A 13,641-nucleotide genomic window follows, 5' to 3' on the forward strand; every position below is an offset into this window, starting at 1 on the left:
GCGCTTCCGCCGAGCGAGAGTCATCGGAAAGCGAGGGGGCGGGCCATCCCGCGCCTCGCCAGGGCGCACGGTGCAGAATTAGTTGGACGAGTAGTCGAACCCATCGTAGTCGGCGCCGTCGTTCCAGTCGTCATCGTCGTCGAAGCGATCCCAGTCCTCGTCGTCATCGTCGTGATGATGGTCATGGCCGTAGGCCTGCTCGGCACGGGTCCAATCGAGCCCCGCCTCGGCGCCGGCGGCCTCGTCACGGTACACCAGCGACAACGCCGCCGGGGCCATATCGGCGCCGCCGATCACGGCCAGAAGCTCCAACAGGTGCATGGTGGCCTCGGCCTGGGGCAGGATGATCTCGGCATCGTCGGCCGCCATCAGGGCCGCCGACAGCTCGGCCAAAAGCATCTCCACGGTATAGCCACCGGCGAAGCGCTTCTGGCGCACCGCCTGCACCACCGGGTCGGTGCTCACGGGACTGAACAGCGGAATCTGGTCGGCATCTAGGGCGCCCACCGTGCGGGCCGCCGCGTCGTCTAGGGCCAGCGCCTCGATGGACGAGGCGAGGTTTGCCGCCAGGGGCAGCGTATGGATGTTGCGCAGCAGCTGCGCGCGTCCCGGCGCTCCCACTTCCACCACTTCGCCGAACAGGGCGTCCAGAAGCGCGCGCACCTCGGGGGCAATCTCGCTCTCGGAGGCCACCGGCCCCAGCAGGTTGTCGCGCCCGAAGGCATCGGCGGCCACCAGCGAGCGCACGGTCAGCGGCGCCTCCACCATGATCAGGTCGTTCACGCAGGCCACGGCGTTCACCTCGCGGGCGAAGTTCGGCGTGGCCGCCGACAGATCCACGAGCACCGTGCCCGGGGCCACCGTGGTCACCAGGCCCTCGGTGCCGAAGTAGGCGTCTTCCAGCACGCTTTGGGACACACAGAACGTGAGCACGTAGTGGGCCGAGGCCACATCTTCCACGCGGGAGAACCCGGCCTCGGTCAGGCGCGGCTGAACCGCTTCGATGAAACCGGGCACGCCCACATAGGCATACAGCTTCGCCATGGTTACTTCTCCCCTTTCACCTTGCGGGCGATACGATCGGCCACCGACACGTTGTCGCGCTTATCGGAGCCCCAGAACACCACGGCCAGCATCTCGGGGCCCACATGGCTGCCGATCACCGGGCCGATGCTGCACGTCAGCACGAGCAGGTTCGGATCCTCCTTCATGAGCAGGTCCTTCAGGCGGCCGGCGTCCTTCGGGCAATCGGCGTGACCGATGATCGCCATATGGCTCGGCCCCGAACCGTCGACGTTTCTCTTGTAGTAGTCCACCAGCTGCTTAATGCCCTTCTTGCGGCCGCGGGCCACGCCCGTCAGGGCCAGCTTGCCGTCCTCGCCGATCACCAGCAGAGGCTTCACGTCTAAAGCCGCGCCGGCCACAGCCACCGAGGCCGGGATGCGGCCGCCCCGGCGCAGAGCGCCCAGATCATCCACCATGAACTCCTCGTTCACGAAGCAGCGCGCCTCCTCGGCCCAGGCGGCCAGCTCGGAAGCGGTCATGCCCTTCTCGTGCTGGATGAGGGCCTCGTAGATGAGCAGGCCCTCGGCCACCGAGGCCAGGCGCGTGTCCACCAGATGCAGCTCGAAGTCGGGATATTCGGCACGCACCTGCTCGGCCACCACGCAGGCGGCGTCGTAGGTGGCCGACAGACCGCTGGAGAACGCCAGGTACACGCAGGGCTCGCCCGAACGGGCCGCTGCCGTGAACGTGTCGGTCAGCGTCTGCAGCGTCACCTGGGCCGTGCTGGGCTCGGCGCCCTTGCGCATGGCGCCGTAGAACGCCTCGACCGTCGTGGTCTGGAACAGGTCGTCCTCGAAGGTGCCCCCGTCCATGATGTAGGGGAACTTCATCAGCGTGACCCCCTCGCGCTTCACCACGTCGGCGGGCAGATCACAGCACGAGTCGATGATCAGATGACAGTTGGCCATAGCGACCCCTTCCTGCCGGCCTCTGCAAAGACCGGCTTCTTTTGCAAACGCTCCGCGCGGGCGAAGCGTCCGTTACACGATATGGCGCAGCTCCGCCACCAGGGCGCGGCGGCGCTCGTTCAGCCCCAGCTCCAACCCGACGGGATAGGTGTGGGGGTTCAGCATGCGCAGCTGGCTCTCGTCCAGCGTTTCCAGCCCCGCCAGGGCGCGCTCGCGCGCGGACATCGCCGAGCGCTCCTCGCGTGACAGCGCCACCTGGCCGCCACGGGCCAAGGGCGCCAGCAGCGTCTCGAAGCGCTTGCCCGCCAGGCGCTTCTGACGCAGATCGTCCAGCGGGTCCACGATGATCTGGCGATCGTCCACCGGGCGCGTGACGTCGAACACCATGTCGCCGGCGATGATGCCGTTGTCCAGGTAGTAGCGGCGCGCATCCAGCACGCCGGGCGTAGTCAGCTTCGCCACCGACTCGGAGATCTTCAGGCGGCTCGTCCACGGGGCGTCCTTGTCGGGCCGCACCGCCGCCAGCTTGTACACGCCGCCCAGGGTGGGCTGGTCATAAGCACTCGCCAGCTTGGTGCCCACACCGAAGGACATCACGTCGGCTCCCTCGCCCAAGATGGAGTCGATGGTGAACTCGTCCAAATCGTTGGACAGCACGATGCCGCAGTCCTCAAGGCCCGCCGCGTCCAGCATCTGGCGCGCCGTCTTCGACAGCCACGACAGGTCGCCCGAGTCGATGCGGATGCCGGCCAACCGCTCGCCGCGCTCGCGCATCTCCAGCCCCACGGTGATGGCGTTTCGGATGCCCTGTTCCACGTCGTAGGTGTCCACCAGCAGCACGCAGTTCTTGGGGAAGATGCGCGCATACTCGCGAAACGCCGTCAGCTCGTCGGAAAACGACATCACCCAGGAATGGGCATGGGTGCCCGATACGGGAATGTCGAACAGGCGGCCGGCCAGCACGTCGGAGGTGGAGGCGCAGCCGCCCACGACCGCCGCCCGGCTCGCCCACACGCCGCCCAGTCCCTGGGCACGGCGCAGGCCGAACTCGGCCACGGGGCGCCCGGCGGCGGAACGCACCACGCGAGCGGCCTTGGTGGCGATGAGCGTTTGGAAGTTCACCATGTTCAGCAGAGCCGTCTCGATGAGCTGGCACTGCATGATGGGGCCGGTGACCCGCACGATGGGCTCGTGGGGAAACACGATGGTTCCCTCGAGCACCGCGTCGATGTCCACGGTCAGGCGCAGATCGCGCAGATACTCCAGGAAGTCGGGGTTGAACAGAGGGCCGCCGCCCGGAGCATCCAGGGAAGCCAGGTACGCGACGTCCTCGTCGGAAAAGCGGTACTGCTCCACCAGATCGGCCAGCTGGGCCATGCCGCATGCCACCGCATAGCCCCCCTTGAACGGGTAGTCGCGGAAGTACATGTTGAAGCAGGCCTGCTCGCCGACCTTGCCCGCGTCCCAATAGCCCTGGGCCATGGTCAGTTGGTACAGATCGGTCAGAAGCGCGTAATCTACCTTCATTTACTGGACACCTCCCGCACCTTCGCCCCCGCGGGGCGCGCCTTCGCCGCCCTTGTTCGAGCGCCGGCGCCGACGGCGGCGGGGCTTGGAAACGCCCGACCCCTGCCCCTCGCCGGCGGCACGCTCGCCGCCGCGCGGGGCGCTCGCGCGCTGGCCGCCCTCGCCGGCCTGGCGCAGACCCGACGACTTCTGGCCGGGGCGCACCGATCCGCGCTGCTTGGCGCCGGAGCCGTTGGAGCTGCCATTGCCGCCGGCAGCTCCGCCCTTGGGCCCGCGCCCCGTCGCGCCCGTGCTGCCGCGGTTCGCGCCATCGCCGCCCTTCGAGCGCTGGCGGCTGCGACGCGGCTTGGCCGCCGCGCCCTCCTTGCCCGCAGCGCCCTTGTCCGCCGGGGCCGCCTCGTCCCGCGAGGTGGACACGCGCTCCAAGCCGTGCCCGTCGTCGCCGGCAGCCAGCTTCGTGGAGCGGCGGCGCTTGCGCGGGGCCGCCGGGGCCGGGGCCGCCTGCTCGCCGCGGCCGCCCCCGCGGCGGCTCCGGCTGCGCTCCGACGAGCCGCCCTTGCCCGCACGGCGGCCCTCCCCCGCCTTGCGGGCGGTGCCGGTGTGGCGCACCTTCGCGCCCTCGGCCAGCTTGTCCGAGCCGGTGAACTGGCTTGTGGAGAAGATAAGCGACTCGCCGCCGGCGGTGCCGTGATCGGTGGTGGCCCGTTCCCAGGCCTCCTCGCCCACGGTGTTGGGGCGCGCCGTGCCCTCGGGAGCGGGATCGAAATCGGCCAGGGGCACCTTCACGGGCTTCTCGCCCTCCACTTTCAGCGACACGATCTCGCGGGGCACGTCATGATCGACCACCTTGGCCGGGCCGGCCGGCGTTTGCACCGTGCCGTTCAGCTTGGGGGCGCGGCCCTTGAAGTCCTTGTAGGCGTCGAACTCGTAGCGCAGACAGCACATGAGGCGCCCGCACAGCCCCGAGATCTTCTGAGGGTTCAGCGAGAGCCCCTGCTCCTTGGCCATGCGGATGGACACGGGGCAGAACTCGCCGCCGAGGCGCTTGCAGCACAGCTCCTGGCCGCAGTGGCCCACGCCGCCCACCATGCGGGCCTCGTCGCGCACGCCGATCTGGCGCATATCGATACGCACATGAAAGCGGCTGGCCAGCTTGCGCACCAGCTCGCGAAAATCGATGCGCTCCTCGGCCTCGAAGTAGAACACGGCCTTGTCGCCGTCCAGCAGGAACTCCACCGACACCGGGTGCATGTCCTCGTGGGCCTCCCGGGCCATCTCCTTGAAGATGGGCAGGGCCTCGCGGGACTTCTCCTCCATCTCGGCGGCGCGCTGCACATCCTCTTCCGTGGCCACGCGCTCCACCGGGCGCAGGGCGCTCTTCAAGGCGCGCACCTGGTCCTCGCCCACCTCGATCACCTCGCTGGCGGCAATGCCGAACTCGGTGCCGCGGGCGGTGCGCACCACTACGGGGTCGTCCTTTCGAATCTCCAAGTCGCCGGGATCGAACCACAGCGTCTTGGGGTTGAAGGTTAAGTTAATCGGTGCTACCCGAACCATGTAAAACCTCTCTTACGTCGAACAGCAACGCATCGATGCACGTTTCTGGGGATACATTATAGGCAAGGGCCTGCTCGCACTCGTCCACCTTGGACACCGCCCGGGACAGACGGCCCGCATCGGCCTTCGAGAACCGCGCCGTCAGCACGTCGAGCGCGTCGCGGTTGATCACGAGCTCGGGCGTGCCCACGGCCACCATGAGCCCGTCGCGCAGCCACGAGCGCACGAGCGAGGTGGTCTGGCGCAGGTATTCCGTGGTCTTCGCCGACAGCTGACGCTTGTTGCGCGCCTCGATCTGACGGATGGCCGACTTCGCCAGAAAGTCGGCGTTCTCGGCCAGCTCGGCCTCCTGGGAGGCGCGCACCGCGTCCAGCGGCGCCTTGGAGGCCTCCACAATACCCCGGGCCATCTCGATCACATCCCAATCATCGGCGCAGTTCAGCCGCGCCAAGGCCTCGAACAGCCGAGTGCGGAAGGCCAAACGCTCGTTGCCCGGTGCCTGGAGGAAGGCCACGGCCCCGGTGATGGAGCCGCCGCAAGCCTCGATGGCCACCCGGGCCGCCTCGGGGCGCACGCCCGTGTTCTGGGCCACGATGCCGGCGGCCTCGGAGGCGGGAATGTGCCGGAAGGGCACCACCTGGCAGCGCGAGACGATGGTGGGCAGCACCGCCGCCCGGGTGCGGGCAAGCAGGATGAGCACCACGTCGTCGGCCGGCTCCTCCAAAGTCTTCAGGAAGGCGTTGGCGGCGCTGGCGCCCAGCTGGTCCACCCGATCGAGGATGTAGATCTTGCGGTCGGCCTGGATGGGGGCCATGGAGGTGTCGGCCACGATCTCGCGCACCTGCTCCACCAGATAGCCGTTAGCGCCCCCGGGGGCGAAGTAGCGCACGTCGGGATGCTTGCGGCGCATCACCTTATCGCAGCGGTTGCAGTCGCCGCACATGCCGCCGCGCGGCCCGCGGGGGCCCTTGGGGCACAGAAGCGCCTGGGCGAGCGCGTAGGCGGCCATGGTCTTGTTGGAGCCGGCCGGCCCCACGAACAGGTAGGCCTGGGTCACGCGCTCGGCGACGACCGAGGCGCGCAAAAACTCGCGCACCTTCGGCTGGCCCAGGATGTTCTCGAAGGCGTCAGCCACGGTTGTCCCCCTTCTCGGCCCGCGGGTGCCCCTCGGCGCCCTTCTTGGCCGCGCCCCCGCGGCGGCGCTTGCCCCCGCGACGGCGGCCGCGGCCCTTCTTGCGCTGCTCGGCCGCCCGCTGCTCGGCGGCGCGCTCGCGGCGCTTCTCCACCATAACTGCGTCCACCACCCGCACAAGCGCGGCCTCATCGGCATCCAGGGCCTCGCCGGCCTCGGGCAGCACCGATGCCAGCGCGGCCAGAACGGCGCGGAAGGTGTCGATGCGCTGCTGGTGCGAGGCCACGGTGCGCACGCGCTCGGGCTCGGCGGCGGCCAGCGCGGCGAAGCCGGCGGCCACGCGCCGGTGGAAGGCGGCCCCCGCCCGTTCCAGCCGGTCGGCATCGGATCTGCGGCCCATGCGCGAGCGCACGGCCTCCTCGGGCGCCACGAGCAAGATGGTGGCGTCGGGTGCCAGGCCGTCGCAAGCGAAGCGGTTGGCCGCCTCGATGAAGGCGCCGTCCAGCCCGCGCCCGGCTCCCTGGTAGGCCACCGTGGAATCGAAGAAGCGGTCGCACAGCACCACAGTGCCCCGGTCGAGCGCCGGCTTGATCACCTCGTCGACGATCTGGGCCCGGGCCGCCTCGTAGATGAGCAGCTCGGCGCGATCGCTCATGGCACCGTGGGCCGGATCCAGCACCACATGGCGCAGAGCCTCGCCCACAGCGGTGCCCCCGGGCTCGCGCAGGCACAGCACCGCGCGGCCCCGCTCTTCCAGAAGCCGGGCCAGAAAGCGGATCTGGGTGGACTTGCCCGCCCCATCGCCCCCTTCGAAGGTGATGAGCACGCCGCGCGCGCCGCCGCGCCTCTCTGCCATGGTGTCAGTCACAACCTAGGCGTTCCCGCAGCCGGCGTCTACGGCGCTCTCGCGCACGGCGGCGGCCACGGCATCGGCCGCGCGCGGATCGAAGGGGTCGGGCATGATGAAGTCCTCGCGCAGCTCCTCGTCGGACACCAGCTCGGCCAGGGCGCGGGCCGCAGCCAGCTTCATGGGCTCGGTAATGCGCTCGGCGCGGGCCTGCAGGGCCCCCTTGAAGATACCGGGGAAGGCGATGACGTTGTTCACCTGGTTCGGGAAGTCCGAGCGCCCGGTGCCCACGATGCGGGCGCCGGCGGCCTTCGCCTCGTCGGGGAAGATCTCGGGCGTGGGGTTGGCCATGGCGAACACGATGGCGTCGTCGGCCATGGAGGACACCATGGCGGGAGTGATCGCGCCCGGAGCCGACACGCCGACGACGATATCGGCACCGACCATGGCGTCGGCCAGGGTGCCCTGGGCGTCATCGAGATTCGTCACCGCGAGCATGGCGCGCTGGGCGTCGTTCATGCCCTCGTAAGCGCTGCTCAGGATGCCGCGGATGTCGCACATGGTGACGTTTTCGAAGCCGTAGCTCAGCAGCAGCTTGGCGATGGCGATGCCGGCCGACCCGGCGCCGTTGACCACCACGCGGACCGTCTCGGGATCCTTCCCCGTCAGGCGCAGGGCATTGATGATGCCCGACAGCACCACGATGGCCGTGCCGTGCTGATCGTCGTGGAACACCGGGATGTCCAGGGCGTCGTTCAGGCGCGCCTCGATCTCAAAGCAGCGGGGCGCCGCGATGTCCTCCAGGTTGATGCCGCCGAAGGCCGGGGCGATGCGGATGACCGTCTCCACGATCTCGTCGGTGTCCTGGGTGTCCAGGCAGAGCGGGAACGCGTCCACGCCGCCGAACTGCTTGAACAGCACCGCCTTGCCCTCCATGACGGGCATGGCGGCCGCAGGGCCGATGTTGCCCAGGCCCAGCACCGCGCTGCCGTCGGAGATAACGGCCACGGTGTTGCCCTTGATGGTGTAGTCGTAGGCCGCTTCCGCGTTCTCCGCAATCACCTTGCAGGGCTCGGCCACGCCAGGCGTGTAGGCCACGGCCAGATCGTGGCGGGTGGCGATGTCCATCTTCGGGTTGAAGGCCAGCTTGCCCTTCCAGGCAGCATGCTGGGCAAGGGCTTCCTCTGCAATATCCATAACGGTACGTTCCTTAGAACCATCGGGCGAATAGAGTCGTTAACCTGCTTATTGTACCCCAAGGCGCCCCGATAACCACCGCTGCGCACAAGCTACACGCAGACGCCCGGCCCCGAAGGCCGCCCGCCGACGGCCACCGCGGGCGGCCCGCGCCCCGTTTTCGTTGCGGAATGCCCCTCGGAGAAACAACGCGAAGTGCGCTACACTGATTTCGTCGAAAGGAACGCCATGGGAACTGACACCTTGAACGCCGAGGCGGTGGCCGCCGCCGTCTACGACGCCATCCGCAAAAGCGCCACCATCCTGCGCCCCGACTTTCGCCGCGCCATCGAAGAAGCCTGCGCCCGGGCCGAGCCGGCAAGCCGTGCCGAAGGCGTGCTCGATCGCATCCTGGAGAACGCCGACATCGCGGCTTCGGACAACGTGCCCATCTGCCAGGACACCGGCAGCGTGTGGGTTTGCCTGGAGGTGGGCGACGAACTTTCCGTGCCCGGCAACATCTTCGGCGGCGTGAACGATGCGGTGGCCCGGGCCTATACCGACGGGCGCCTGCGCATGTCGCTCGTGCGCGATGCCCTGTTCGACCGCGCGAACACCGGCGACAACACCCCGGCCTTCTGCGAGCTGAAGTTCGTGCCCGGCGCCCGCGCCACCCTGCACGTGCTTTTGAAGGGCGGCGGCTCGGACAACGCCTCCCGCGTGGTCATGCTGCCGCCGGGCGCGGGAGCCGCCGGCGTGCGCGAGGTGGTGCTCGACTGCGTGCGCGAGAAGGCCGCCAACGCTTGCCCGCCCCTCGTCATCGGCCTGGGCGTGGGCGCCACCTTCGACAAGGTGGCGGGGCTTGCCAAGCACGCCCTGCTGCGCGAGGTGGGTGGCCCCGCCGCCAGCGCCGAGGCCGCGGCTTTCGAGGCGGAGCTGCTCGCCGAGGTGAACGCTTTGGGAATCGGCCCGGGCGCCCTGGGCGGCGCTCCCACCGCCGTGGCCGTGCACCTGGAGGTGGCCCCCTGCCACATCGCCGCGCTACCCGTGGCCGTGAACATGGGCTGCTGCGCCATGCGCAGCGCGTCCGTCCGACTCGTGTAAGGAGAAACCGCCATGGCGAAAACCGTCTCCCTCACCCTGCCGCTGACCCGCGAGACCGTCGCCGATCTGGAAGTCGGCGACGAGGTGCTGCTCTCGGGCCCCGTGTACACCATGCGCGATGCCGGCCATAAGCGCGCTCTGGAATGCCTGGAAGATACGGGGCGCTTGCCCTTCGATCTGGAAGGCGCCACGCTGTTCTACGCCGGCCCCACGCCGGCCGCCGCGGGACGGCCCTTGGGCTCGGTGGGTCCCACCACCGCCAGCCGCATGGACTTCGCCACCCCGGCCCTGTTCAAAGCCGGCATCGTCGCCGCCATCGGCAAGGGCAAACGCAGCGCCGAAGTGGTAAAGGCCTGCCAGGAAACCGGCAGCGTCTACCTGTGCACCATCGGCGGTATAGCGGCGCTCCTTGCCAAGTCCGTCACCGCAAGCGAGCTCATCGGCTGGGATGACCTGGGCACTGAGGCCTTGAGAAAGCTAGAACTCGAGAACTTCCCCGCCTACGTCGCCGTCGACACCAAAGGCCGCGATCTCTACCGCGAAATAGAGGCCGCCGCCCAATAGAACCCAGCAAAGACCACCATGCGTGAAGCGCTCGGAGGTGCCCGCTCGCAGACCTCTGAGCGCCCCGCGGAGAACGCGATTCTTAAGAAATAGCTTCCACTTCAGCACCAGCGATACCGGGATTGTACCGAAATGCGTGCGTCATCTTCGCTATTTCCTCAATCGCGTTCGCAGCGGGACAGAGCGCTCAGTGGGCTGCGAGCGGGCACCTCCGAGCGCTTCCCAACAATTTCCTTAACGGCGTTCGCAGCGGGAACAGCGCCCAGCGGGCTGCGAGCAGCCGCCGCCGAGCGCTTCCCGGAAACGTTACTTCTTCTTAGCCGGAGCCTTCTTACCGCCCTTCTTGGCCGCCTTGGCCTTCTCCTCTTCCTCTTTCCCCGGGCAATCGAAGTTCGGGCAGAGCTTCCACGGCCCGCGGGCGGTCTTGATCACCACCAGGGGCGCGCCGCAGTGCTCGCACACCTCCTCGGTGGGGATGATGTCGCCGTACTGGGGCAGCGGGTAGCGCGTGGCGCACTCATCGAAGTTCTCGCAGGTGACCGAACGCTTCAGGGTGCGCGGGTTGCGCCGGGCGATGAGCTGCTTGTCGAGACCCTTGGCCGCGCAGACAGGGCACTTCCCCACCACCACCTCGGGCTCCTGGTTGCTCGCGCAGCTCGGGTCGATGCACTGAACGCGGGGCTTGCTGCGGAACGCCGTCACCTTCACCTGGGGCATGCCGCAGGTGGGGCACTGCTCGGGCACCGCCTCGATCTTGCCCTTGGGAAGCGGGAAGGTCACGTCGCAATCGGGCCAGCCGGCGCAGCCGATGAACATCGACTTGGTCTTGTGGCTCGCCCGCAGCTGCAGGTCCTTGCCGCACTTCGGGCAGGGGCCCACGTAGGCATCGGCCGCCACGGCGTCCGACAGAGCCTCGGCCACTTCCTCGGAATGGGGCATCAACGTGGCCAGCTGCTCGGACAGAAGCTCGCGCGACTTCTCCACCACCTCGGCCTTGGTCACCTCGCCCTCAGCGATGCGGTCCATGGAGTGCTCCAGCTCGGCGGTCATCTCGGCGTGGGTGATGTGCGGAGCGAACTTGTCCAGGGCCTCGATGACGGCGATGCCGAGCTGCGAGGGCTCGATGGGGTCGTTCTGCACGTACTTCACTTGGTAGAGACGCTCGATGATGGAGGCGCGGGTGGATTTGGTGCCCAGGCCCAACTTCTCCATCTCCTGGACGAGCTTGCCCTGGGAGTAGCGGGCCGGCGGCTCGGTCTGCTTCTTCGTACAGGTGGCGCCGTTGAAGGCGATGGTGGCGCCCTCGGCCATGGCGGGAAGCTGCTCGTCCTTCTTCAGGCCGTAGGGATAGATGGCGCGGAAGCCGGGCACCGCCAGCACATCGCCCTTGGCCACGAAGGGCTCGCCGGCCACGTCCAGCGTCACCTTTGTGCCCTCCACCGTGGCCGGGCCCGACAGCGTGGCCAAAAAGCGCCGCGCAATGAGGTTGTACAGTTTGTAGTCAGCCGGCGACAGGTCGTCGGGCGTGGCCTTGGCCGTGGGGTAGATAGGCGGGTGGTCGGTGGTCTCGGTCTTGCCGCGGGTGGCCTTCAGGGGGCCGGCGGCCAGCAGCTCCTTGCAGTAGGGGCCGTAGGCCGGGTTGCCCGCGATGGCGTTCACCACCTCGGCCAGATCGAGCGAGTCGGGATACACCGTGTTGTCCACGCGCGGGTATGAGATGTAGCCGTCCATGTACAGGCTCTCGGCGATACGCATGCAGCGCGCGGGGCTGATGCCCTCCGACGAGGCCGCCGCCATGAGCGAAGTGGTGTTGAAGGGCACGGGCGGGGCCACGGTGCGCTTCTTCTTCTCCACCGACACCACGCGCGCGCTCGTGGCGCCCGCGACATGCTCCATGGCCGCGCTGGCCTCGGCTTCCACCTTGAAGCGGGCCGTCGCGTGCGGAGCCTCGAAGGCCTCGGCGCCGTCGCCGGCGGTGGGGCCGGAAGTCGCACCGGCATCGAAGGCGCCACGGATGACCCAGTAGTCCTCGGGCACGAAGGCCATGCGCTCGCGCTCGCGCTCGACGATGATGGCGAGGGTGGGCGTCTGAACGCGGCCCGACGAGCGCACGTTGCCGTAGCCGGCGAACTTCACCAACGTGAGGTAGCGCGTGAGCACCGCACCCCAGATAAGGTCGATGTCGCGACGCGATCCGCCGGCCGCGGCCAAATCGTCGTCCATGGGCACGAGGTTCGCGAAGGCATGGGTGATCTCGGGCTTGGTGAAGGCCGAGTAGCGGGCGCGGGACACCGGAGCGGTGGCGTTCACCTCGCGGCAGCATGACAGCGCGTCGGAGCCGATGAGCTCGCCCTCGCGGTCGAAGTCGGTGGCGATCACGATGGAGTCGGCCTTCTTCGCCAGGTTCTTCAGCGAGCGGATGATGTCCTTTTCCTTGGGCAGCTTCTCGATGGGCGCGTAAATAAGATAGGGCAACGCCTCCATCTTCCAGCCCTTCAATTCCACGCCGTCGGCAGTGAAGGGCTTCTTCTTTTTGAAGGGGGGTACCGGCAGGCTCGCGGGCAGGGTGGCGGGTACGGCCTCGCCCTCGGCGGTCACGCCGGACCAGCCGCCGCGCTTCTTATATATAAGAGACGGGGTGAAGTCGGGCTCCAGGATGTGGCCGCGCAGGCCGATGGTCACCCACTCCTCGCCATCCACATCGAATCGGTACACCGGGGTGTTGAACACCTTGTCGGCCTTGGGCTTCGTGGCTCCCAGAAGATCGGCAATCTTCACCGCCGCGTCGTTCTTCTCGGTGACGATCAGCTTCATGTAAGACTCTCTCCTCCTTCTGGGCCGCCCGCGCGGCCGATGACATTCGCACGATTCCCCATTCAAGTTTTACGTGCGCGGGGTTCGGGGAAGCGAATGCGCCCAGCGGGGGCGCTTTTCGCGTGGGGCTAAAGGATACACGATTTTTCGCGCCGCACAAGAAAAAACCCACACGGGCGGAAAAGGGGCTCCAAACGAAACTGTCAGGTCCGTGACCGTTTCGTGGGCGTCCCGTAGTCGATTTATGGAGGGGCGCAATGCGGGGTACCATGGGCGGGCGGCACCGTCGAATCACAGCACAGATTCGCCGAAACCGAGCATCGCACGCACTACCGACGGCGCCCCTTGCAGCTTCGCGAGCCTTTAGCGGCCGCCCCTACGTAGCCGACGCGACCCCGCCCTGCGCCTGAGCGGCGCGGCTCTTCCAGGAGGAACCCCGTGGACAAGATCATCAAGGCCCTCGTCGGACTCATCTTCGCGTTCATCCTCCTCGTCGGCGTGTTCGGCATCCTGCCCCAGCTGGGCCTGGGCAACCCCTTCGCCAACTTCGAGAACCCCCTGGCCGGCCTGTTCGAGCAGGGCAAGAACACCGCCGCCAACGCAGCGCTCGATGCCAGCGGCCTGAAGTCCAAAGCCAACGAGGCCCTGCGCAACAACCGCGACAAGATCGCGGAGGTCACGGGCATGGCGCCCTCCGACGTGGATGCCGCTATCGCCGCCCTCGACATCGAGAACTGGGAGGTGACCACATTGCCCGACGGCGCAAGTCCCACGGACAGCGCCAACGTTACTTACGGCGGCACCGATGCCACCATCACCACCTACGACGACCCGAGCGTCGTCACCGTGGAAGCTCTGGGCCAAGACATCACCCTCGCCGTCCCCGACTCCGCCCAAAGCTACCTGCCCTTCCTGGGATATTTGGGGTAAGCGCTTTCCGAACATCC

The 13,641-nt window shown here is 68.2% G+C and carries 11 protein-coding genes; 3 read left to right on the forward strand and 8 right to left on the reverse strand.

The window, feature by feature from the left end; all coding sequences use genetic code 11:
- Nucleotides 1–78 precede the first annotated feature (78 nt).
- From G503_RS0109010 to G503_RS0109040, 7 genes are all read right to left on the reverse strand, one after another.
- A complete protein-coding gene (locus tag G503_RS0109010) occupies nt 79–1,044 on the reverse strand; it encodes an NAD(P)-binding domain-containing protein (protein WP_051191088.1) in 966 nt (321 codons plus the stop codon).
- Between the two features lie 2 nt (nt 1,045–1,046).
- Nucleotides 1,047–1,973: a DegV family protein gene (locus G503_RS0109015; RefSeq protein ID WP_028027321.1), complete on the reverse strand. Its 927-nt coding sequence runs from the start codon at nt 1,971–1,973 to the stop codon at nt 1,047–1,049.
- Between the two features lie 72 nt (nt 1,974–2,045).
- A complete protein-coding gene (locus tag G503_RS0109020) occupies nt 2,046–3,500 on the reverse strand; it encodes a nicotinate phosphoribosyltransferase (RefSeq protein WP_028027322.1) in 1,455 nt (484 codons plus the stop codon).
- The gene (locus G503_RS0109025; protein ID WP_028027323.1) at nt 3,501–5,057 is read right to left on the reverse strand and encodes a PSP1 domain-containing protein; all 1,557 of its coding nucleotides are present in this window, start codon (nt 5,055–5,057) and stop codon (nt 3,501–3,503) included.
- Nucleotides 5,035–6,192 (reverse strand): DNA polymerase III subunit, encoded by a 1,158-nt coding sequence (locus G503_RS0109030; RefSeq protein ID WP_028027324.1) that lies wholly within the window; start codon nt 6,190–6,192, stop codon nt 5,035–5,037. The genes G503_RS0109025 and G503_RS0109030 overlap by 23 nt, the downstream gene beginning before the upstream one ends.
- On the reverse strand, nt 6,185–7,045 hold the full coding sequence (gene tmk, locus G503_RS14580; protein WP_084636487.1) for a dTMP kinase: 861 nt from the start codon (nt 7,043–7,045) through the stop codon (nt 6,185–6,187). The genes G503_RS0109030 and tmk overlap by 8 nt, the downstream gene beginning before the upstream one ends.
- A gap of 15 nt (nt 7,046–7,060) precedes the next feature.
- Nucleotides 7,061–8,233 (reverse strand): NAD(P)-dependent malic enzyme, encoded by a 1,173-nt coding sequence (locus G503_RS0109040; RefSeq protein WP_028027325.1) that lies wholly within the window; start codon nt 8,231–8,233, stop codon nt 7,061–7,063.
- A 228-nt stretch (nt 8,234–8,461) separates the two neighbouring features.
- On the opposite strand from G503_RS0109040, the gene G503_RS0109045 reads away from it, so the two are divergent.
- Complete coding sequence (locus G503_RS0109045) at nt 8,462–9,316, forward strand: fumarate hydratase (protein ID WP_028027326.1); 855 nt, start codon at nt 8,462–8,464, stop codon at nt 9,314–9,316.
- A 12-nt stretch (nt 9,317–9,328) separates the two neighbouring features.
- Entirely contained in the window at nt 9,329–9,880 is a 552-nt protein-coding gene (locus tag G503_RS0109050) for a FumA C-terminus/TtdB family hydratase beta subunit (protein WP_028027327.1), read from the forward strand.
- Nucleotides 9,881–10,186: 306 nt separating this feature from the next.
- Here the strand turns inward: G503_RS0109050 and G503_RS0109055 are convergent, their stop codons facing one another.
- Nucleotides 10,187–12,694 (reverse strand): DNA topoisomerase I, encoded by a 2,508-nt coding sequence (locus tag G503_RS0109055; RefSeq protein ID WP_028027328.1) that lies wholly within the window; start codon nt 12,692–12,694, stop codon nt 10,187–10,189.
- Between the two features lie 438 nt (nt 12,695–13,132).
- On the opposite strand from G503_RS0109055, the gene G503_RS0109060 reads away from it, so the two are divergent.
- Entirely contained in the window at nt 13,133–13,624 is a 492-nt protein-coding gene (locus tag G503_RS0109060) for a hypothetical protein (protein WP_028027329.1), read from the forward strand.
- The last annotated feature ends 17 nt before the right edge of the window (nt 13,625–13,641 follow it).

Origin of the sequence: Adlercreutzia mucosicola DSM 19490 (genome assembly GCF_000422625.1) — a bacterium.
Classification (GTDB): Bacteria; Actinomycetota; Coriobacteriia; order Coriobacteriales; family Eggerthellaceae; genus Adlercreutzia; species Adlercreutzia mucosicola.

Bases quoted from the DNA above. Each gene is read 5' to 3' on its own strand.
- G503_RS0109010 (WP_051191088.1), bottom strand. From the start codon at position 1,044: ATGGCGAAGCTGTATGCCTATGTGGGCGTGCCCGGTTTCATCGAAGCG.
- G503_RS0109015 (WP_028027321.1), bottom strand. From the start codon at position 1,973: ATGGCCAACTGTCATCTGATCATCGACTCGTGCTGTGATCTGCCCGCC.
- G503_RS0109020 (WP_028027322.1), bottom strand. From the start codon at position 3,500: ATGAAGGTAGATTACGCGCTTCTGACCGATCTGTACCAACTGACCATG.
- G503_RS0109025 (WP_028027323.1), bottom strand. From the start codon at position 5,057: ATGGTTCGGGTAGCACCGATTAACTTAACCTTCAACCCCAAGACGCTG.
- tmk (WP_084636487.1), bottom strand. From the start codon at position 7,045: ATGGCAGAGAGGCGCGGCGGCGCGCGCGGCGTGCTCATCACCTTCGAA.
- G503_RS0109040 (WP_028027325.1), bottom strand. From the start codon at position 8,233: ATGGATATTGCAGAGGAAGCCCTTGCCCAGCATGCTGCCTGGAAGGGC.
- G503_RS0109045 (WP_028027326.1), top strand. From the start codon at position 8,462: ATGGGAACTGACACCTTGAACGCCGAGGCGGTGGCCGCCGCCGTCTAC.
- G503_RS0109050 (WP_028027327.1), top strand. From the start codon at position 9,329: ATGGCGAAAACCGTCTCCCTCACCCTGCCGCTGACCCGCGAGACCGTC.
- G503_RS0109055 (WP_028027328.1), bottom strand. From the start codon at position 12,694: ATGAAGCTGATCGTCACCGAGAAGAACGACGCGGCGGTGAAGATTGCC.